Below are 20615 nucleotides of genomic sequence, written 5' to 3'. Positions count from 1 at the left end.
CGGCGGGGCGCACGGGGGTGCACACGGGCATGGCGAACTGCGCACGCCGCAGGCAGATGTACGAGCGCAGGCTTCACGGGAGCGGACGGATCGGGCGCATGCAGAATTCGGAAAGCGCCGGCAATGCGCCACAGCATCGCGAACCTTGGCGGATCCTGCTTACCGAAGACGACGCGCCCGTGCGCGAACGTCTGCGCGCGATCATCGAGCAATGGGATCGCGCGGTGCTGGTCGCGGCGTGCAGCACGCTGCAGGAGAGCCTGGCAGCGCTTCAGGCGCATGCGATCGACCTGCTCGTCACTGATCTGCGCCTGCCCGACGGCAACGGCATCACGGCGATCCGCCAGCTCAAGACGCTCCAGCCCGAGGCCGAGGCGATGGTGATCTCGGTTCTGGCCGACGAGCGCACCGTGCTCGACGCGATCGAAGCGGGAGCCGCGGGCTATCTGCTCAAGGATGCCTATGCGATCGACCTGATCGACGCGGTCAATGACGTGATGGCAGGCAAGTCGCCAATCTCGTCCAGCATTGCCCGGGTGCTGGTGCGCCGGCTCGCCGGGCAGGAGGATACCGGACGGCCGCACCTCAGCCAATCCGACCTCACCGCGCGCGAGATGGACATTCTCTGGGGCATCGCCAAGGGCTTTACCTATGACGAGATCGCCGAGCGGCTGGCGATCTCGCGCCAGACCGTGCCGGTCCACATCCGCAACATCTATCGCAAGCTTGCGGTGAGCAATCGCTCCGAGGCCGTGTTCGAAGCGACGCAGCGGGGGCTGCTGCGGATTTGAGCGCGGCGACGCAGCCTGTCACCGGGGTGCGCCGCCCACCGGCCACGCTGGTGCCGCTGATCGCGCTGATGGCGCTGATCGCCCTGCTGCCTCTCCTCCTCCATCTGCCCGAGCCGCGCGGCGCGCTGCGGTTCGACCGCGCGATCGTGACGATCGATGGGGCAGCGCCGCGCACGGTCGCCTTGCCCTTCTCCTGGTCCCGGCGCATGTCGGCTGGGCCCGCCGTCGCCCGCTACCGGATCGATTTCGAGCTGCGCGGCGCTGTGTCCGCACGGCAGGCGATCCTGCTTCCGCTTTCGCGGGTGGCGCTGCGGCTGTTCCTCAACGGCCGCGAATTGCCGCTGCAGCGCGCGGCGAGCTGGGCGGAGCCGATCACGCGCGTCGCCCAATTCGCGCCCGTGCCCGACGGGTTGCTCCGCCCCGGCATGAACCGGATCGAAATCGTCCAGGAACGCCACGCCGGGCCGCGGCCAGGCTATCTCTCGGCGCCCTATCTCGGCGATGCGGAGGCGGTGGCCGGCAATTATCAGCTGCGCGCCTTTCTCGGCGACCAGCTTCGTGTCACGATGATCGGCGTGCACCTCTTGCTGCTGGTCGGTGCCATCGCGATCGGGCTTCTGCGCCCCCAGGATCGCATCTTCGGCTGGTTCGCGCTGGCGGGGACGAGTAGTCTCGTGGCCGGGGCGCTCGAGCTTTCCCCGGGTGGGATTGTGGGAGAGGACTGGCAGAACCGCCTCACCTTGTTGCCCGCCGTGGTGACCGCCACGGCGGCGCTCGGCCTGGCGCGCGCCGCGGTGCGTGCCAGACCGGCGCGCTGGCTGCCCTGGCTGCTGCCGGCGCTGCCTCTCCTGCTTCTCCTCGGCTATGCGGCGCAGCTTCCCTTCGCACTGCTAACCGCGCTTACCGGCATCGCCTCGGTCGTGCTGATCGCCGCTGCCGCCTTGGAGCTGGTGCGCGATTATCTGCGCCGCGACGGTGGCGAGAACGGGCTGCTCGCCGCGGGGTGGATGCTATTCATCTGGTTCGCCGCGCTCGACATCGGCACGGGCTCGGGGCTTGTCGATCGCGGCGTGCTGCTGCTGCCCTATGCCACCCCGATCATGGCGCTGGTGCTGGCTGGAATCTTCCTCGGCCGCCTCGCCGCCGCGACCAACCGGCTCGATGCGGCCAATGAGACACTCACGCAGAGGCTCGGGGTGCGCGAAGCGGAGCTCGCCGAGTTGCACGAGCAGGAGCGCGTGCTCGCCACCAAGTTCGCGCGCGAGCAGGAGCGCCAGCGGCTGATGCGCGACCTGCATGACGGGCTTTCGGGCCATATCGCCTCGATCATCGCGATGGCGGAGCGCGAGGCGCAGTTCGACATCGAGCAGACCGCGCGGGAGGCGCTCGACGACCTTCGCCTGGTCATTCATTCGCTCGATATCGGCAGCGAGGATCTGCCGGTCGTGCTCGGCTATTTCCGCGAGCGGATCACGCCGCTGTTCCGGCGGCTCGGGATCGAACTGAACTGGTCGATGGGCCCGATTCCGGCCACTACAGGCCTCACGCCAGCCAACGCCCTCTCGCTACTTCGAATCCTCCAGGAAGCCATAACCAACGCCATCCGCCACGGCCCCGCCCGGGTGATCAATGTCGTTATCTGTGCGGGCAGCTCCGGCGAGCTGGTAATCTCCGTCGAGAATGACGGGCGAGAAATCGAGATAGGGAACGAGCGCGGCGGAAATGGTCTAAACAATATGCGGCATCGAGCCGCATCGCTTGGGGGTACCTTGGAGGTTTCGCCGTCCGCGCTCGGTACGCGGCTACGACTCACTCTGCCTTCCGAACTACCGAACCTCGGTTCCTAAATTCTTCGCTCAGACCTAAACGATCGAAAATCGCTCCCCAGTTACCCTTCCATCCGACCCGCACGAATGTCGGCTTCCAGGCGCCAGCCGGTGTTCGCTGAATGACCGAAATTGGGGCGCATTGCAGACGCGTTACCTCTCTTTATCCAGGTAGCTCCAATCTTGAATTCGGATCCACCGAATACGGGAAACGAGCCTCCAGAAATCCCGGTTGCGAACGGATTCGGCGGCGCCAGTCGTTAAAGTGAGAGTATGGCTTAGTTTCCAACCCAGCCTCTTCAGAATGGCCGGCATAAGCGTAGAGCGAGATGTCGGCGATCGTGTAGTTTCCTCCAGCGATGAAGGGCCGGTCGGCGAATTGCGCATCGAGGATTGACAGCGCACGAATGGCCGCAGCTTTTTTTCCGGCTACGACCTCCAAGGAGCGACGATCGAGTTTGCCGGTCATCGTCCAATGGCGTAGCGAGCCGATCACAGACTCGACCTGCTCCTGTTCGAAGCTCATCCACTGATGCACTTTCGCCCGGTCAAACGCGTCGGTGGGAAGATAGTGTGTTCCGTCGGCAAGATAGGCGAGAATGGCGTTGGACTCAGCGAGGGCGCGTCCGTCCTCCAAGACCAGGATGGGCACTTTGCCGCTGGGACTCATTTTCAGAATTTCCGCGCTACGGCCCTCGCCTTCAAAGATGCTAATCTCGATACTGCTGTAGTCCAGCGACAGGTGGGACAGCAGCTGGCGAACCTTCCAGGCATTCTGGGAAGGGCGATAATCGTACAGGGTAAGCATGACGGCCTTTCGTATCTGAGCCGGAAGATTGTGAAGCATACCGGCCGCCGCGATTTGGCTGGCAAATCAAAGACGCGCCTCCCAGTGCTTGCGTGCAAATCGCGCGAATGCCTGCGATGCGCCGCGCGAGCGGTGATGTCCCTCCTGACTGGGTTCTGAGACAGGACCTCCAAACGAGCTTCAGCTTTTGGGAAACGCGAAAGCGAGTCCGAACGGCTACAGTTGGGGCGCATTCCAGCCCGGCGGCTGTGGGAGCGATTGCAAATCGTCCGCTTTCATCCTTTGGATCAGCCGAAACTGAGGGTCGCGCTCCGATGTGGACATGCCGCGCATTGCTGAACTAAGCGGCAGCATGCTCTTAGGGGGAGTGGGCATTCTCGCGCCCATCGCATCGATGCTCGTGATAGCTGCTCCGGCACCAGGCCTGTCCGGAGACGGCTACGCCTTTCCTGTCGACATCCGCAGCGGGCCTCTCGATGGCGCGTTGCAGGATCTGGCCCGGCAGACCGGCGCTGAGCTGCTCTTCGACCGGGCGGCGCTGCGCGGCTATCATGCGCCGCGCCTTAGAGGCCGGATGACCATCGATGCGGCGCTGCGCGCGCTAATCGGCGACACCAGCTTCGTCGCGCACCGAGGCGCCTCGGGTGCCTGGGTGGTAACGCGACGCCCCGTCTCGGACGAACCACCCCCGCCAGAGGATTTGGCCGAGCCCGAGATCCTGGTCGTCGGCCGGCGCAGTCAGAATGTCGACATCCCCCGCCAGGAGAACGGCATCCAGCCCTACCAGGTCTCGACACGCGCCGAGATCGTCAGCGCGCACCGCGACGATCTCGATCAATATTTTCGCAGCCGCGTCACTGCGAACACCCAGGCCGTCCCCTCAAGCCAGAACGGCGCAACCAATTCGCTGATAGACCTGCGCGGACTGGGCACCGACCAGACGCTTATTCTGGTCGATGGGCGCCGTCTGCCAAGCGTGCCCCGTGAGCCGCTGACCTTTCAGCAGCCCGACCTCAACGCCATCCCGCTGCACGCGATCGAGCGGGTCGAGACGCTCACCGGCACAGCCGGCGGAATCTATGGCTTCGGCGCGCTTGGCGGGATGGTCAATGTCATCCTGCGGCGCGACCTGCACGGGCTGGAGCTGCACGGCACCACCGGGATCAGCACGCGCGGCGATGCAGGCCGGCTGAGCCTGGAGGGCGGTTTCGGCTTCTCGCCCGATGGCGGCGATACCGATTTGATGCTCTATGTTTCGCAGCGCTGGGAACAGGCGGTGCGCGAGGGCGAGCGCGGTTATGTCCTGCGCGGCCGCGAGCTCGCGGCGCAGTTCCTGCCTGACGAGGTGAGCGGCAAGCATTCCCCGATCAACGCCAACGCGATCAACGTCTTCGCGTATAATTTCGATACCGACCAGCTGGTCTTTCGCCCTGAATATGGCGGCGCGGCGCTGGCGTCGAACCGCACCTTCCTGCCGCGCGGCTTTTCCGGATCGGCGGCCGAGATGGTCGCCGCGCTCACCGGCAATGCCGGGCGGACGGACCTCACCCCGTCGAACGAGACCCAGGCGAGCGACATCGGCTCCACGCCCACCACCGGCTCCGCGATCTTCAGCGTGCGGCACCGGTTCGGCGGCGGCGTGGAGGCCTATGTCGACGGGCTGATGTTGCGCAACCAGGGGCGCTATCGCAGCTATGCCTCCAATGGCGAGGTGCTCCTTCGCCCCGGCGATCCGGGCAATCCGTTCCAGAACCTTGTTCTGGTGACCTTCCCTGCCCCTTCGGCACTTGAGGTGCTGAAGGTGCATTTCTCCACCGACCGGTTCACAGGTGGCCTGGTGGTCCCGCTTTCGCTGGGCTGGAAAGCGACGGCCGAAGCCAGTTTCGGCGCCGCACATTTCGGCAGCGTCGGCAGCAAACAGGACTATTTCAGCTTCGGCCAGGCTCCCTCGACGATCAATCCGTTCGGCGACTGGGAAAGTTTCCAGCGTGCGCTGGCTGGCGACCTGCTCAATTCCGCCACCAGCTTCGACAGCTATAATCGCTACCGCGAGCAATCGCTGCGAGTGGCCGGACCGCTGTTCCGCACCGCCGCCGGTGCGGCCACGCTGACCGTGCTCGGGCAGAACCGCGCCGAGAAGGTGCCGACCTATACGGTGCGCTCCGATGCCGATTATGATGGGCCCGATCCAAGCTATTTCGACTATGCCGATCGCGGCAGCAGCACGCGTTCTCTCTCGGTCGAACTCGATGCGCCGCTAGTCGCGGAGGATGCCAGGGTGCCGCTGCTCAACGGGCTGACGCTCCAGCTTGCACTGCGCCATGACGATCAATCGGTGGACTTCTACGCCGACGAGAAGCCGGACGCGGACAAGGCGCTGCGCGCCCGCTTCGCCGGCACCAATTTCACTGCCGGCGCCAAGGTCCTGCCGCGTCCTTGGCTGATGCTGCGCGGTAGCTATGCGACCGGGCAACAGCCTCCCCTGCTCAGCGACCTGGTCGAGTTCGACACGCTGGGATTGCTCGACACCCTCGCCGATCCAAAGCGCGGGAATGCCATGTTCAGCGAGTCCGGCACGTATCTCAACAAGCTCGCCGGATCCCCCGATCTGAAGCCGGTCAGGGCGAGCACGCTGGCGCTCGGCATCGTCCTCAATCCACGCGGTGAAGGCGGGCCGCGCGTTTCGATCGACTATTCGCGCATTCGCCGGACCGGGGATCCGGTGTGGATCGACAGTGCCTATGTGATCGCCAATGAGGAGCGCTTGCCCGGTCGCGTCACGCGCCTGCCGCTCACGGATGCCGACCGGGCGCGCGGCTATACCGGCGGCGTGGTCACGATGATCGACGCGCGGACGATGAACCTCGGCACCTTCCTGTCGGAATCGGTCGATGCCAGGTTCGACTGGATACTGCCGTTCGCCGACGGGACGCTCCGCGCCAATGGCGCCGCGACCTTCCAGATCCACAATATCTCGCACAGCCCGCTCGATCCGCCCGAAGAAGTCGCCGGCTATCAGGGCGGACCGCTGCGCTGGCGCGCCAATGGCGGGCCGGAATGGACCAGGGGACGGACGACGCTGGGCATGAACGTCCAGTATTTCAGCCGATACCGCGTCCTGACTTCCGATATCGGTTGCTGCGCTAGCGTCGAGACATTGCAGGGCTCCCCCTATGTGGCAGGGCAAACCTATCTCGATCTCTATGCCAGCCGCCGCTTCCAGCTGGACTGGGCAGGCAAGCCGCGCGAGTTCAGCATCGATCTCGGGCTGGTCAACCTGCTCAACACCGCGCCACCCTACGTCGCGCAGCTCCGGCTCGTCGGTCCCATGTACAGCCCCTATGGCGATATCCGCCAACGGCGCGTCGAGCTCTCGGTCAATACGCGCTTCTGAGGCTCAGTTCTGCGCGCCGTTCAGATAGGCCAGCGCATCGGCCATGCGGACCAGATCGGCAAGCGTGCGGGCGCCCATCTTGCGCATCACCGCGCCGCGATGCGCCTTCACCGTGATCTCGGTGATACCCAGCTCGCCGGCGACCTGCTTGTTGAGCAGCCCTTGCGTTACCCGCGCCATCACCTGGCGCTCGCGATCGGTGAGCAGCGCGAAGGCTGCCCGCAGCGCCGCGCAATCCACCGCGAGCCAACGGCGCGCCCGATCCATGCCGATCGCGGTACCGATCGCATCGAGCAGGTCCTGGTCGCGCGGCACGCGGTCGAAGAATTCGATCGCTCCCGCCTTCATCGCCTGGACCGCGGTGCGTACTTCCGCGCGCTCGGCAACGACGATCATCGGCGGGCGCGCCACCGGCGCGACACGCTGTGCCAGCGCCTCAAACGCACTGACCGAGGCGCTGCGCAGCTGGAGGAGCAGGCAGGCCGGCGCATCGGGCAGCTCTGCCTCGGCAAAGGCCTGGATGCTGGCGTGCAGCTGCGCCTCGATCCCCGTCGCGCGGCAAAGCGCGGCGAGGTGTTCGGCGGCTGCGTCATCGGTGTGGACGATATGCACCACCGCCTGTGGCTGGCGCGCGGCGGGATCGAGCCGATGCCTCGCCCGCATCCGCACGACCGGAACACCGGCACTGCCGAGAAAGAGCACACTGTCGGCGCGGCGGCTGTCATAGGAAGCTAGGGTCGCGGTCATGATCGGCCTTTTCGAAATTCACGCCAAGGACGCAGCGAATTGCGAAACCCACACCTGCCGATGAAAATTATTTCCGCACGAGTTCGATTTCGCTGCCGCGGCGGATCACGCGCAAGTCGTGCAGCTCCGCCACGGTATTGGCGAAGCGCGCCGCCTCGCCGGCGCGGAACTGGCCTGACACGCGCAGGGCCGACACGCCGGCATCGCGGATGACGATGTGGTCCTGGGCGTAGCGGTTGATCTCGGCCACTGCCGCGCCGAGCGGCACGTCGTCGAGATCGAGCAGCCCGCGGCTCCAGGCCGGTGCTTCTAGCATGGGCACCGTGCCGACCGAGGCCGCTCCCCCCCGCTCGATGAATTGTTGGCCGGGCGCGAGCGTGACGGTCTTCGCGGGGATACCAACCGGCTCGACCGCGACCTTTCCGCGGAGCAACGTCACCTTCAGCGCATCGCCGCCCAGATCGACTTCAAAGCGTGTGCCGAGCGCGACAATGCGGCGGCGCGCGGCCGTCACGCCAAAGGGGCGTGCGGGATCGTGGCTGACCTCGAACAGCGCGCGGCCGCGCAGCAGCCGGATCGCGCGCCCGTCCGTCACGAACCGCGCTTCCGCTGCACTGCCGGCGTCGAGCGTCATCACGCTGCCATCCGCCAAGGTGACCGGCCGAACCTGACTCGCTGGCGCTTCGTAGCGAGCCCAGGCGACCTGTGGGGTCTCCTGTCGCGGCTGCGGAAGCATAAACCACAGGCCCACCGCGACAACGACCAGCAGCATGGCGGCCACTGCGGCAACCTGCGGCCAATGCAACCCGCCGCGCGCGCGCGGCGCCAGGGCATGTTCACGCATGGCCGCGAGAATTTCGTCGTCGCCGGCTTCGTCGAACGCATCCCACCCGCGTTCAATCTGCTCGAAGGCCCGGGCATGCACAGGCTCCGTCAGCCATTCGGCCAGCAGCGCCTGTTCACTCTCCGTCAGCCCTTCGGCTCGGCGCACGGCGAACAGCGCGGCGGCCTCGTCGGTCGGCATGGCGCGGAGCCGCGCGGAAGTGAGTGCCTCACGCACCATCGCGCTTCTCCATCTCCGCGCTCAAATGGCGCATCGCGCGAACCATATGCTTCTCCACCGCGCTGATCGAAATACCGAGATGCCGGGCAATATCTGCGTGCCGCTGCCCCTCGAGCCGCCGCAAGACGAACACCGTGCGGGTCCGCTCGGGCAACGACAGCAACGCGGCGGTGGCGGCATGGAGGTCCTGCTTACCACTCAGCACGCGCTCGGGATCGAGCGCGTCGTCACCGTGCCGATCGCCATCATGCACGATATGCAGATCGGCCTGGCGTACGGCGCGGCGGCGGGCGCGGTCGGCCAACACGCTGGCCGCGGTGCGCATCACATAGCCGCCGAGATGGCCTACGGCCTCCTCGCTGTCTCGGGCTACGATCCGGGTGAAGACGTCCTGCACCAGGTCCTCTACCTCATCATGGTCGCGAACCCGACGGTGGAAATAGCCGGACAGCCAGCGTCGCACCGGCCCGGCTTCAAGGGCCAGCGTCGAGTGGCTGATGTCGTGCGTATTTCTCCCCATTCCGGTCCATCATCTCACAACCGCGCGCGAGTAGCCAATAGCGGCAGCTAGTCCGGCGCAGCGCGGGAAATCAATGCGTTGCAGCGCAAAGCGATACCAAGGTCCAGCCCATACCATCGTGCAATGGCGCGCAGGCCGTACTTCGATGCACAATCCGGCCCATCTTGGAGAAAGCCGTATGAAGCAGATCGGTGCGCATCGCCGCAGTTGCTGCTGTGCCTGCCCAACGCCAGGCCCGGGCCCGATGATTGATCGTCACGCCGCCGCGGAGGACGAGCTGATCCCTCCCGCTCAGGCGATCGCCGCGATCGCGCCCCTGCTCATCCTCGCCGCTGGTCCCCTGGTCGATCTGGGCTTCGACCTCCCCGACGACCTGCCCGCGGTGGCCTGCGAGATCCACGCGTTCGAGAATGCCGTGTTCAACCTCGTCACCCATGCGCGCGGCACGATGCCCGAGGGTGGCGTGCTGCTCCTCGCCCTTGCCCGGCAGGGCCAGGCCGTACTGCTGCACGCCATCGATGACGGTCCCGGCATGAGCGCGGCGACGATGGCCTTCGCCTTCGCTCCTGGATTCGCCCTTGACGGGCACGGACTGGGTCTCGCCGCCGTCCGCCGCTTCGCCGAGCGCAGCGGCGGTTGGACCGAGATCGACAGCGCACCGGGTAACGGCACCACCGTCACCATCGGCCTGCCCGCCGCTACATAGACAGCGTCACGGAATGAGGAGCAGCTTGCCGGTAGTCGCGCGGCTCTCCATCGCGGCATGCGCCTGCGCGGAATCGGCCAGCGCGTAATCGGTTGCCGGCGCGATCCGCAGCTGTCCCTCGCGCACCCAGTCGAACAGCCGGGTCGTGCGAGCGCGGAGCAGCTCAGGCGTGTAGATATGGTCTGAGAAGACGGCATAGCCGATCTTGATGCTGCGCGGCAGGCGCATGATGTCGATCGCCTCCGGCCCACCCAGCACCGGACCATACCAGCAGAAGGTGCCCGAGCGGCGCAGCGAGGCGAGCGAGCCCTCGAAGGTTGCCGGGCCCGAGCCGTCATAGACGACATGCACACCCTCGCCCCCGGTCAGGCGCAACACCTCGGCAGCGAAGTCGCCCTTGGCATCGACAATGACATGGTCCGCGCCCGCCGCTTTGGCCGCCGCAACCTTGGTGACGCTGGAGACGCGACCGATCACGGTGCCGCCGCGCAGCTTGATGATCTGGGTGAGCAACTGCCCGAGTCCGCCCGCCGCGGCATGGACCAGCGCCACATCGCCGCGCTGGACCGGATAGAAATCCGTGGCGAAATGGCTGGCGGTCAGGCCCTGCATCATCAGCGCGGCGGCAGTGCGGTCGTCGATATCGTCGGGAAGCGGCACCAGCGCGGCTGCCGGAATGGCGATCCGCTCGGCATAGCTGCCCGGCGCATATACCCAGGCGACACGCTGCCCGAGCGCGAGATCGGTGACGCCCTCGCCCAGCCCGATAACGCGTCCGGCGCCCTCGACGCCAAGCGCGCGGGGCAGCGGCATCTCCTGCCACGCCATTCCCTGCCGCACACCGATGTCCATGAAGTTCACGCCGGCAGCGGTAATCTCGACCAGCACCTGGCCGGGCCCCGGCACGGGTTCGGGCAGGTCGAGAAGCGTCAGAACTTCGGTCCCACCTACCGCGGACATTGTCATCGTCTTCATTTCGCTGTTTCCTTATTGAATGATCGTTCCAGAATTGGGCAAATGATTATCGCAGCGCGCGCATTGTAAGATCGACCAGGGCGGCGCGATCCGCGCGGCCCACCCCCGAGCGCGCGGCGAGGCGCAGCGTGGAGATCGAGGCAATCAGGAACCTGGCGAGCGCGTCCAGATCGAGATCGGCGGCGACATCGCCTTGCGCTTGCGCCTTCGCCAGCGCAGCCTTCACCGCCCGGGCGAGCTTCCCACCCGCAGCCTCGCGAATCTTGACGAGATCGGGCGCGCTGCAGCCGAACTCGACGACCGAGCTGACCCCGAGGCAGCCCCGCTCCGCCTCCTCCGCGACGCGATCGAACATCGCCCTTATGCCGTCGACTGCCCGTTCGCGGCTCGCCAGCATGTCGGCATGGGCATGAACTTCGGCGTCCGAATAAAACTGGAGCGCCGCGCGATAGATGCCCCATTTGTCGCCGAAGGTATCGTACAGGCTCTGCCGGCCGATCCCCATCGCATCGACGAGCATCTGCGCCGAGCTGCCCTCAAAGCCATGCTCGCGGAATACCGTCACCGCGGCTTCCACGACACGGTCGTGATCGAATTCCTTGGGTCTCGCCATGCCGCGAAAATAGGATATTGGAACGATCATTCAAGACGCAATCCACGCGCTCACAGCAGATCACAGCGACTAACAGGCACCTTTCCGTTCGCTGGCTTATATTCGACGGGTTCCCCCTGCCGAAAGGAGCGAGTCATGTCGAAGCCGCTGTCCGAAATCCTGAATGCCGACCGGCGCAGTTTCCTCCACGGGGCCGCCGCGATCGCGACGCTGGCCGGTGGTTCCGCCACCGCCGCGTCCCGAGCCGCACCGGACGCCCTCGCGCCGATCGGCCCGGTCAAGCAGATCGGTGCGGGCGTGCTGAGCATCGGCTATGTCGAGATGGGTCCAGCAGGCGGCCCGGCCGTTCTGCTCTTCCACGGTTGGCCTTATGACATCAACGCCTTCGCCGAAGTCGCGCCGTTGCTGGCGGCACGCGGCTACCGCGTAATCGTGCCGCACCTACGCGGTTATGGCACCACGGTGATCCGCGAAGCCGAGACTCCGCGCAATGCCCAGCAGGCGGCGCTCGCGGCAGACGGGCTGGCGCTGATGGACGCACTCGGCATCCGCCAGTCGATCGTCGCCGGCTTCGACTGGGGCGCCCGCACCGCGGACATCATGGCGGTGCTCTGGCCGGAGCGTTGCAAGGCGCTGGTCTCGGTCAGCGGCTATCTGATCGGTAGCCAGGCGGGCAATGCCAAGCCGTTGCCGCCGGCAGCCGAGCTGCAATGGTGGTACCAATTCTACTTCGCCACCGAGCGCGGCAAGGCCGGCTATGCGGCGAACGCCAAGGACTTCAACAAGCTGATCTGGCAGCTCGCCTCGCCGAAATGGGCGTTCGACACGGCGACCTATGACCGTTCGGCGGCGAACTTCGTCAACCCCGACCATGTCGCGATCGTGATCCATAATTACCGCTGGCGGCTCGGCCTGGCCGAAGGCGAGGCGAAGTATGACGCGATCGAGGCTAAGCTCGCGACCGGCCCGGTCGTGACGATCCCGGCGATCACCATGGAAGGCGACGCCAATGGCGCCCCGCATCCCGATCCGTCGCAATATCGCGCCAAGTTCACCGGCCCCTACGAGCACCGGCTGATCGCCGGCGGGATCGGGCATAACCTGCCTCAGGAAGCGCCCGCGGCGTTCGCCAAGGCGGTGCTCGACGTGGCAAAGCTGGCATGAGACGCCTCGGCAATGCCGCCTTGGGCGCCGCGATCCTGATTTTCGGGATCGCCGCCGTGTGGCCGAGACAGGAGGCCCCGCCCGTCTATGGCGTCAAGCTTCCCAAGGACTATCGCGACTGGAAGCTGATCAGCGTCGCGCACGAAGCAGGCAGGAACAACGATATCCGTGCGATCCTGGGTAACGATATCGCGGTGAAGGCCTTTCGCGAGGGCAAGCGCCCCTTCCCGGATGGCGCGGTGATCGTGCGGCTCGCCTGGCAATATCAGTCGTCGTCGCGCAACGACACGGTATTCCCCGCGCCGCAATCCTTCGTCGCGGGAGAGCCGACCAATGTGCAGGTGAGCGTGAAGGACTCGAAGCGCTATGCCGCGAGCGGCGGCTGGGGCTATGGCCAGTTCGAGAAGGGCATGGCCAACCAGGATGCGGCGCTGACCAGGTCGTGCTTCGCCTGCCATGCCAAGCTGGAGGCGCTCGAGGCGAAGGCGGATCTGGTGTTCACGGTGTATTCGGAATAGGGCGCCGAGCCCGTCACTGGTATCGCAGCGTCTTCTCGAAGCCTTCATTCACCTTGGTCATCTTGGCGATCTTGCGCAGATGGCCGCGGACGTGCCGTTCGAACTTGGTGTCGTCATAGATGCCCGTCTGCGGATATTCGTCCTGCCCGATCAGATCCTTGAGCCGCTTGGCGAACGCGGCCTGGTCGTTGGTGCTCGCCTCCGCCTGCAGCGCGCGGCACACCCATTCCTCGGCAGCGGCTTTGTCATAATCGTCCTGCGCCTCATAGCCGCGGCGGTCCGCCGCCGCCTGGTCGAGCCGCGCGGCCGCGAAGCGGCGCTCCAGCCATTTCCGGACCTGTTCGCCGTCCCATGGCTTTGCTTCCGTCATCCGCGTCCCTCTCTTCCCGATCGACCCGCCATGCCCGAAGCACCGCCGGAACGACAGTCGCAATAGGAAAGCCCACGGCCGGCATGAACCAACCGTGGGCGCGGGCGCCGGCGTGGGGGGCGCTGGGGAAGCCGCCGGCGCTCCGGGACTTATTGCGCCGCGGCGGCCTTCTCGATCAGGCTGGCGACGGCCGGTGCGTGCGACACCATCACGACGTGCGAGGCGCCCTTCACCACCACGGTGCCGCGCGAGCTGGCGCGATCGGCCATGAAGTTGAGCGCGGCGGGCGGGATGTTCTTGTCGGCATCGCCATAGATGAACCAGGACGGCAAATGCTTCCAGGCCGGCGCGGTCGATGCCTCGCCGAGCGCCGCATCCGCGATCGGGCGCTGGCCGGCGGCCATCAGCCGGGCTTCGGCCACCGGCACGTCCGCTGCGAACTGGTCGTGGAAGCGCGCCTGGAGGATGTATAGGTCGTTGCCGCCGCCCGTCAGCTTGACCGGGGGGGCCAAGGTGGGTGCCAGCGTGCTGCCCGGGAACTTGCCGGTGAGGCCGAGCGCGGTTTCGCCTTCTTCGGGCGCGAAGGCAGCGACATAGACGAGCGCCTTGACGTTGGGCGTTCCCTCTGCCGCCTCGCTGATCACCGAGCCGCCATAGCTGTGACCGACCAGCACGACCGGGCCGTCGATGCTCTTGAGCAGATCGCGCACCTGATCGGCGTCGGTGCGCACGCTGCGCAGCGCGTTGGGTGCGGCGATGACGGTGTAGCCGTCGCGCTCGAGGATCGGGATCACGCCGTTCCAGCTCGAGGAATCGGCGAAGGCGCCATGGACGAGGACGATGGTGGGCTTCTTTGCCTGGGCCTGTGCCGCGAAAGGCAGCGCGGAGGCGGCGAGCAGCAACCCAGCGGCTATGCAATTCTTCATGTCGGATCTCCTTCGGGATCTGGGTCAGGCGAGCGCGAAGACGGCGTCGATATTGCCCTGGACTGCCTTCGAGTAAGGGCAGGTGCGGTGGGCAGCGTCGATTAACTGGGCGGCGATATCGGGGGCAATACCCGGTAGGCTGACATTCAGACGCGCAGCTAGCGAATAGCCATCCGCGCCGTGGCGCAGATCGATCTCGGCATCGATGGCGAGATCGGACGGCAGGACGATGCCCTTCTCCTTGGCGGCGATCGCCATCGCACCGGTGAAGCAGGCCGACCAGCCGGCTGCGAACAGCTGCTCGGGATTAGTGCCCGCACCGGCGCTGCCGGGGACGGCCAGCTGGATGTCGAGCCGCCCGTCCGAGCTGCGCGCGGCGCCTTCGCGGCCGCCGGTGACATGGACATGCGCGGTATAGAGGGTCTTGGTATCGGACATCGATAGTCTCCTTGAGGATCGGCGGATCAGCGCAGCGGGCGGAAGGCGGCGCGCACTTCCTCGGCGAACAGTCGGGGCTGCTCCCAGGCGGCGAAATGGCCGCCATTGCTGGCTTCGTTGAAGTAGAAGAGGTTGGTGTAACAGCGCTCCGCCCAGCTCTTCGGCGCGCGGAAGATCTCGCCGGGGAACACGCTGATCGCCACCGGCAGGTCAATGATGCCGCGCGCGTTGAAGTTGTTGCTATGGTCTTCCCAATAGATCCGCGCGGCCGAGGCGCCGGTGCCGGTCAGCCAGTAGAGCGACAGGTCGTCGAGGATGGTGTCGCGGCCGAGCACCTTTTCGGGGTCGCCGGCGGGATAGGCCCATTGGCCGATCTTCTCATACATCCAGGCGGCCATGCCGACGGGGCTGTCGACCAGCGAATAACCGATCGTCTGCGGCCGGGTGTTCATCATCGCGGCATAGCCGGCATTGTCGCGGTAAAAGGCCTCGAGCTGGTCGAACGCGCCGCGCTCCTTGGCCGAGAGGCTCGCCGGCGCGGGGTCGCCGACCGCGAGGATGCGTGCGATCTCGGCGGGGACGACCGCAGGCATGTTGAGATGGATGCCGAGCAGACCCGGCACATACTGGAGCGCCATGCGCTGCGAGATCACCGAGCCGCAATCGCCGCCCTGACTGACATAGCGATCATAGCCCAGCCGCTGCATCAGCATGCCCCAGGCGCGGCCGATATGGTCCGAACCCCAGCCAGGCACCGTCGGCCTGGCGGAGAAGCCGAAGCCCGGGATCGAGGGGATTACCAGGTGGAACGCGTCCTCGGCCTTGCCGCCATAGGCCGTGGGATCGCTCAGTGGGCCGATCGCGCCGAGGAACTCGAGGATCGAGCCCGGCCAGCCATGGGTCAGGATCATCGGCATCGCATTTTCATGGCGCGAGCGGACATGGATGAAGTGAATGTCGAGACCGTCGATTTCGGTCAGGAACATCGGCAGCGCGTTGAGCCGGGCCTCGACCTTGCGCCAGTCATAGCCGCGCGCCCAGTAGCGCATGAGCGGTTCGAGCACCTGGCGGCGCACGCCCTGGCCGTCATCCGGCGCCGGCTGGGTATCGGCCCAGCGCGTCTCGGCAATCCGGCGTTGCATCGCCTGGATCTCGGCCTGCGGAATGGCGATCTTGAACGGGCGGATGGCGCTGTTGGCGCCTTGAGCACGCACGGCGGAGGGCATGGCGGCAAGCGCGCCCGCCACGCTCGCCCCGACGACGAATTGGCGGCGCGAGGCCTGGTCTGCGAACATGGGCGTCTCCTCTGATCTGGTCAGGGCCGGATGTAGAGAAGCGGCGGCTGGACGCTCGTTATCTGCGGTGATGCGGCGTTAGCGCTCGCGCCTGACAGCGCCTCGCAGCAACTAACGGGCGCCGGCGCGGCGACACCCTAGATCAGCGTCACTTCAAGATGAGGCTGTGATGATGACCAGACGCTCGCTCGGCTTTGCCGCTGCCGCAATTGCCGCGGCAGGTGCCACCACTGCGATCTGCTTCGGCGATGCGCTGGGGCTGACGCGCCCTTCGGCCCAGCCCGCCGATGCGATCGCCGACGCGCCGTTCGGCGCCACCTCCCGGCCTGTCGAAGTGCTGCAGCGCGGATCGCCCTGGCTCACGCCGGTGCGCGAAGGTCCGAAGGCACTGCGCGGCAAGGTGGTGGTCGTGAATTTCTGGACCTATTCGTGCATCAACTCGCTGCGCGCCCTGCCTTATCTGCGCGCGTGGAATACGCGTTATGGCGCCAGGGGCCTCGCGGTGATCGGCGTGCACGCGCCCGAATTCGGCTTCGAGAAGGATCCGGCCAAGGTCCGCCTGGCGGTCGCGCAGCTGAAGATCACCTATCCGAACTTGCAGGATAATGATTATGCCGTGTGGCGGGACTTCGCCAACCAGGGTTGGCCCGGCATCTATTTCATCGACGCCAAGGGCAAGATTCGCGGCTACCGGCTCGGCGAGGGCGGGTATGGCGAAGCGGAACGGCTGATCCGCTCGCTGCTGGCCGAGGCAGGCCAGAACCTGTCCGGCGTGCCGGTGGCGCCGATCGACGGCACGGGAATCGAGGCCCCGGCGGACTGGGCGGACCTGGGCTCGCCCGAGGCCTATCTCGGCTATGCCAAGGGCGTCGACTTCGCCTCGCCCGGCGGCCTGCGGCGGGACATGGCCCACGCCTATACCCCGGCACCGGGCCTGTCGCTAAACCAATGGGACCTGGTGGGCAGCTGGCAGGTCGGCGGCGAGTACGCGATGCTCGTGGGGGACACCGGCACGATCCGCTTCCGCTTCCGCGCCCGCGATGCGCATCTCGTGCTTGGCGGAGCGCCCGACGGGCAGCCGGTGCGCTTCCGCGTGACAATCGACGGGCGGGCGCCGGGGGCAAGCCACGGCGTCGATGTCGATGCGGGTGGCTGGGGCGAAGTGAAGGAGGACCGGCTCTATCAGCTCGTCCGCCAGACCGGCGCAATCACCGACCGGACGATCGCGATCGAATTTTCCCGACCGGGCGCGCGCGCCTATGTCTTCACCTTCGGTTGATGGAGTAACGATAATGGCACGAACCTGGCTGGTGACCGGCAGTTCGCGGGGCTTCGGGCGCGCGCTGTGCGAGGCCATTATCGCGTCCGGCGACAATCTGCTTGCGACGGCGCGGGATCCCGCGCAGCTCGCGGGCCTGGGCGACGGGCATCACCCCGCGCGCTTCGCCACCGCGAAGCTCGACGTGACCAGCGAGGCCGACGCGGCCACCGCGGTGGCGACTGCAATCGACGCGTTCGGCGAGCTCGATGTGCTCGTCAACAATGCCGGCTACGGCGATGTCGGCTCGGTCGAGGACACGACGCTCGACAGCTTCCGCCGCCAGATCGAGACCAACCTGTTCGGCACGATCATCATGACCAAGGCGGCGATCCCGCACATGCGCGAACGGCGCCGGGGGCATATCGTCCAGTTCTCCTCGGTCGGCGGTCGGATCGGCGCGCCCGGTCGCTCGCCCTATTCGGCGGCAAAATGGGGCGTGGAGGGCTTTTCCGAAGTGCTCGCGCAGGAAATGAAACTGATCGGCGTACGGGTGACGGTTGTCGAGCCGGGCGGCTTCCGCACCGACTTCGCCGGATCCTCGACCAGGCTGGAGGCGGGACGCGCCGAATATGATGCGGTGGTCGGCAATGCTTCGCGCATGCAGGCCGCATCCAACGGCAAGCAGCGCGGCGATCCGCGCCTGGGCGCCCGGGCGATTTTGGACGTGGTCGCTTCGGACTCCCCGCCCCTCCGCCTCCCCCTTGGCAGCGACGCGGTCGGTCTGATCGAGCGTTTCGACAAGGCGCGTCTTGCGGAGCTGGAGCAATGGCGCGCGGTCAGCCTCTCCACCGATTTCCCGCCGGAAGGCTGAGGCCGCTCTCCTGCTACCTTGGTAGAATGGAGATGTGCCCGCTTTTGCGGCATTAGGCCCACGATCGGACACCGGGACGACGGATCGTGGCAGACCCAGAGACACAGCTTCGCGGCGGCCCCCTATGCTTCGGCCCTTTCCGCCTGTCGCCGGGCGAGCGACTGCTGACCAAGGACGGCGAGCCGGTCGAGATCGGCGGGCGGTCGTTTGATCTGCTTGTCGTGCTGACCGAACAACCGGGGCGCGTGCTCTCCAAGCGCGAGTTGCTCAAGCGCGTCTGGCCGGACGTGATAGTCGAGGATGGCAGCCTGCGCTTCCATATGGCGGCACTGCGCAAGCTGCTCGGGGACGGCACCGATGGCGCGCGCTACATCGCGACCCAGATCGGCGTCGGCTATGCCTTTGTCAGTCCCATCGAGCGGCAGGGCGCGCCTGTGCCGGAGGTGGTCACCCGTCCGCTCGCGGGTGACATCCGGGTCCCTGCCCGCCTGCCGCATCTGATCGGGCGCGAGCGTGACGTGGCGTTCCTGATGGAACGCGTGATCGACACGCCTCTCTTCTCGATCGTCGGGGCGGCCGGCCTGGGCAAGACCTCGCTCGCGATCGAACTCGGGCACCGGCTGGCACCCGCCTTCGCCAACCGCGTCGCCTTCGTCGATTTCAGCATGCTCGAAAACCCGGCGATCGTACCGTCGATGATCGCCGGTGCCATGGGTGTCACCGATCGGAGGAATGATCCGCTCGCAGCAATACTCGAGCATATCGGCCACGAGCCGTTCCTCTTGATCCTCGACAATTGCGAGCATCTCATCGAGCAGGCCGCCAGCGTCGCCGAGCGGATCGTCTCCGAAGCGCCCGGAGCGCGGATCGTGAGCACCTCGCGCGAGCCCCTTCGCATACGCGACGAGCATGTGCTGCGCCTCGAGGCGCTGGAGTTTCCGGGCGAACTGGATGGTCGGACGCTGGAGGAACTGCGCGCCTTCCCCGCGGTGCGGCTATTCTGCGAACGCGCCACCGCCGCTGACAGCGCGCTGACAATCGACTATGAAGCCATGCAACTGATTGCCCAGATGTGCCGGCGGCTCGGCGGCCTTGCGCTGCCGATCGAGCTCGCCGCGGTGCGCGCAGCCACCCATGGTATCGTCGCTACCGCACGCCAACTCGGCGAACGGTTCAGTCTCGTCTGGCCGGGCCGGCGAACGGCGCAGCCGCGCCAGCAGACCATGCAGGCGATGCTCGACTGGAGCTACGACCTGCTCTCACCCGCCGAGCAAGTCGTCCTCGAGCGCATATCGGTATTCGTCGGGCCATTCTCGATCGACGCGGCAGTTGAAGTGGTCGCCGACGCGGGGATATTGGCGGATGAAGTAGCGGCAGCCATGGATAGCCTGACGTCCAAGTCGCTGCTCGTGCCGGACACGTCGCGGCGCACTTCCACCTACCGGCTGCTCGAAATGACGCGCGCTTATGCTCGAGAAAAGCTGGCATTGCGTGGCCGCGACGCGCAGCGCGAAATCGCGCGTCGCCACGCCAACTATTTCCTCGGCGAACTCGAAGCGGCTGAGGAAGCGATAAACCTACCGCAGGGCACAGGCCAGTTGCGCCTTCAGCTCGGCAACATCCGCAACGCGCTCGATTGGAGCTTTGGCTCCCAAGGCGACCCGAAGATCGCCATCCCGCTAGCTGCAGTAAGCGCGCCGTTGTTCCTCGCGCTCTCTCACAGGATTGAGTGCCGCGCCTGGTGCTCCCGGGCACTCGAGCGAATTAGGGAATATCCGTGTGACGATTCCCTCAAAACGCAACTTGAGGCGGCATTCCGGATTGCTGGGTAGATATCACCGCGTAGCTGCCGCTGATACAAGAGCGTGGTGAGCACGAGGAATTTGCCGTCGTAATTGCCATTTCGACAGTGCGAACGGATGGCAGGTTCTGGAGTCACGCTCACTCCGGCTGAGCAACCGAAATTAGGTCGCAATGCCGCACGACAGGTCGTGTCAAAGCGGTCCGTCAATTTCTGAGCCGCTAGCCGATTGACAACTCTTGGACATGACTCGTTCGAAGCCATCGTCCATCCAGGTAGGCGACCTTAAAGTGGCATATTGGTGGAAGGTCGAAAAGTTCGGCGGCTAACGCCTTATTGTGGCTGGAAGCCGCCAGTCCGCTTTCCACCCCATTGCGGACGTTCCCAGATCACCTGAACGAATGGCAGCCTATGGGGGTGATTGATAACCCTCTGGACGACCGCAATTGGGGCGCGGTGCTGCCATGCGGGTTTTGGTCGAACAACGAAGTACTCGGAACGCAGAGAAGTTACCCGCGACGCGCTCGC

The 20615-nt window shown here is 66.2% G+C and carries 19 protein-coding genes; 9 read left to right on the top strand and 10 right to left on the bottom strand.

Features of this window, described 5'->3' with window-relative positions; translation table 11 throughout:
• Positions 1–98 precede the first annotated feature (98 nt).
• Positions 99–791: a response regulator transcription factor gene (locus tag ABLE38_RS14970; RefSeq protein ID WP_348975028.1), complete on the top strand. Its 693-nt coding sequence runs from the start codon at positions 99–101 to the stop codon at positions 789–791.
• Positions 792–817: 26 nt separating this feature from the next.
• The gene (locus ABLE38_RS14965) at positions 818–2638 is read left to right on the top strand and encodes an ATP-binding protein (RefSeq protein ID WP_348975027.1); all 1821 of its coding nucleotides are present in this window, start codon (positions 818–820) and stop codon (positions 2636–2638) included.
• Positions 2639–2780: 142 nt separating this feature from the next.
• Here the strand turns inward: ABLE38_RS14965 and ABLE38_RS14960 are convergent, their stop codons facing one another.
• Complete coding sequence (locus ABLE38_RS14960) at positions 2781–3425, bottom strand: glutathione S-transferase family protein (RefSeq protein WP_348975026.1); 645 nt, start codon at positions 3423–3425, stop codon at positions 2781–2783.
• A 484-nt stretch (positions 3426–3909) separates the two neighbouring features.
• On the opposite strand from ABLE38_RS14960, the gene ABLE38_RS14955 reads away from it, so the two are divergent.
• Positions 3910–6819 (top strand): TonB-dependent receptor, encoded by a 2910-nt coding sequence (locus tag ABLE38_RS14955; RefSeq protein WP_348975025.1) that lies wholly within the window; start codon positions 3910–3912, stop codon positions 6817–6819.
• A 3-nt stretch (positions 6820–6822) separates the two neighbouring features.
• Here the strand turns inward: ABLE38_RS14955 and ABLE38_RS14950 are convergent, their stop codons facing one another.
• The 3 genes from ABLE38_RS14950 to ABLE38_RS14940 all read right to left on the bottom strand — a co-directional run bounded on the left by ABLE38_RS14950 (position 6823) and on the right by ABLE38_RS14940 (position 9149).
• Entirely contained in the window at positions 6823–7566 is a 744-nt protein-coding gene (locus ABLE38_RS14950) for a LuxR C-terminal-related transcriptional regulator (protein ID WP_348975024.1), read from the bottom strand.
• A 67-nt stretch (positions 7567–7633) separates the two neighbouring features.
• The gene (locus ABLE38_RS14945; RefSeq protein WP_348975023.1) at positions 7634–8629 is read right to left on the bottom strand and encodes a FecR domain-containing protein; all 996 of its coding nucleotides are present in this window, start codon (positions 8627–8629) and stop codon (positions 7634–7636) included.
• Positions 8619–9149 (bottom strand): RNA polymerase sigma factor, encoded by a 531-nt coding sequence (locus ABLE38_RS14940; RefSeq protein WP_348975022.1) that lies wholly within the window; start codon positions 9147–9149, stop codon positions 8619–8621. The genes ABLE38_RS14945 and ABLE38_RS14940 overlap by 11 nt, the downstream gene beginning before the upstream one ends.
• A 244-nt stretch (positions 9150–9393) precedes the next feature.
• Here ABLE38_RS14940 and ABLE38_RS14935 point away from each other — a divergent pair, with 244 nt between their 5' ends.
• A complete protein-coding gene (locus tag ABLE38_RS14935; protein ID WP_348975021.1) occupies positions 9394–9855 on the top strand; it encodes an ATP-binding protein in 462 nt (153 codons plus the stop codon).
• Positions 9856–9861: 6 nt separating this feature from the next.
• Here ABLE38_RS14935 and ABLE38_RS14930 read toward each other — a convergent pair whose 3' ends face one another.
• Positions 9862–10830 (bottom strand): quinone oxidoreductase, encoded by a 969-nt coding sequence (locus ABLE38_RS14930; RefSeq protein WP_348975020.1) that lies wholly within the window; start codon positions 10828–10830, stop codon positions 9862–9864.
• Positions 10831–10876: 46 nt separating this feature from the next.
• The gene (locus tag ABLE38_RS14925) at positions 10877–11443 is read right to left on the bottom strand and encodes a TetR/AcrR family transcriptional regulator (protein WP_348975019.1); all 567 of its coding nucleotides are present in this window, start codon (positions 11441–11443) and stop codon (positions 10877–10879) included.
• 135 nt (positions 11444–11578) lie between these two features.
• On the opposite strand from ABLE38_RS14925, the gene ABLE38_RS14920 reads away from it, so the two are divergent.
• On the top strand, positions 11579–12607 hold the full coding sequence (locus ABLE38_RS14920; RefSeq protein WP_348975018.1) for an alpha/beta hydrolase: 1029 nt from the start codon (positions 11579–11581) through the stop codon (positions 12605–12607).
• The gene (locus tag ABLE38_RS14915) at positions 12604–13125 is read left to right on the top strand and encodes a cytochrome P460 family protein (protein WP_348975017.1); all 522 of its coding nucleotides are present in this window, start codon (positions 12604–12606) and stop codon (positions 13123–13125) included. The genes ABLE38_RS14920 and ABLE38_RS14915 overlap by 4 nt, the downstream gene beginning before the upstream one ends.
• 13 nt (positions 13126–13138) lie before the next feature.
• Here ABLE38_RS14915 and ABLE38_RS14910 read toward each other — a convergent pair whose 3' ends face one another.
• From ABLE38_RS14910 to ABLE38_RS14895, 4 genes are all read right to left on the bottom strand, one after another.
• Positions 13139–13495 (bottom strand): hypothetical protein, encoded by a 357-nt coding sequence (locus ABLE38_RS14910; RefSeq protein ID WP_348975016.1) that lies wholly within the window; start codon positions 13493–13495, stop codon positions 13139–13141.
• 149 nt (positions 13496–13644) lie between these two features.
• A complete protein-coding gene (locus ABLE38_RS14905; RefSeq protein ID WP_348975015.1) occupies positions 13645–14421 on the bottom strand; it encodes an alpha/beta hydrolase in 777 nt (258 codons plus the stop codon).
• A 24-nt stretch (positions 14422–14445) separates the two neighbouring features.
• Positions 14446–14859, bottom strand: a complete 414-nt coding sequence (locus ABLE38_RS14900; protein WP_348975014.1) for an organic hydroperoxide resistance protein — start codon at positions 14857–14859, stop codon at positions 14446–14448.
• A 26-nt stretch (positions 14860–14885) separates the two neighbouring features.
• On the bottom strand, positions 14886–16154 hold the full coding sequence (locus ABLE38_RS14895; protein ID WP_348975013.1) for an epoxide hydrolase family protein: 1269 nt from the start codon (positions 16152–16154) through the stop codon (positions 14886–14888).
• A gap of 169 nt (positions 16155–16323) precedes the next feature.
• Here ABLE38_RS14895 and ABLE38_RS14890 point away from each other — a divergent pair, with 169 nt between their 5' ends.
• The 3 genes from ABLE38_RS14890 to ABLE38_RS14880 all read left to right on the top strand — a co-directional run bounded on the left by ABLE38_RS14890 (position 16324) and on the right by ABLE38_RS14880 (position 20118).
• Entirely contained in the window at positions 16324–17433 is a 1110-nt protein-coding gene (locus ABLE38_RS14890) for a redoxin domain-containing protein (RefSeq protein ID WP_348975012.1), read from the top strand.
• 13 nt (positions 17434–17446) lie between these two features.
• A complete protein-coding gene (locus tag ABLE38_RS14885; protein WP_348975011.1) occupies positions 17447–18286 on the top strand; it encodes an SDR family NAD(P)-dependent oxidoreductase in 840 nt (279 codons plus the stop codon).
• An 86-nt stretch (positions 18287–18372) separates the two neighbouring features.
• On the top strand, positions 18373–20118 hold the full coding sequence (locus ABLE38_RS14880; RefSeq protein ID WP_348975010.1) for a winged helix-turn-helix domain-containing protein: 1746 nt from the start codon (positions 18373–18375) through the stop codon (positions 20116–20118).
• The last annotated feature ends 497 nt before the right edge of the window (positions 20119–20615 follow it).

Origin of the sequence: Sphingomonas sp. KR3-1 (assembly GCF_040049295.1) — a bacterium.
Lineage (GTDB): Bacteria > Pseudomonadota > Alphaproteobacteria > Sphingomonadales > Sphingomonadaceae > Sphingomonas.
The sequence above is the reverse complement of the archived record's forward strand: the minus strand, read 5'-3'. Positions and strand labels throughout refer to the sequence as shown.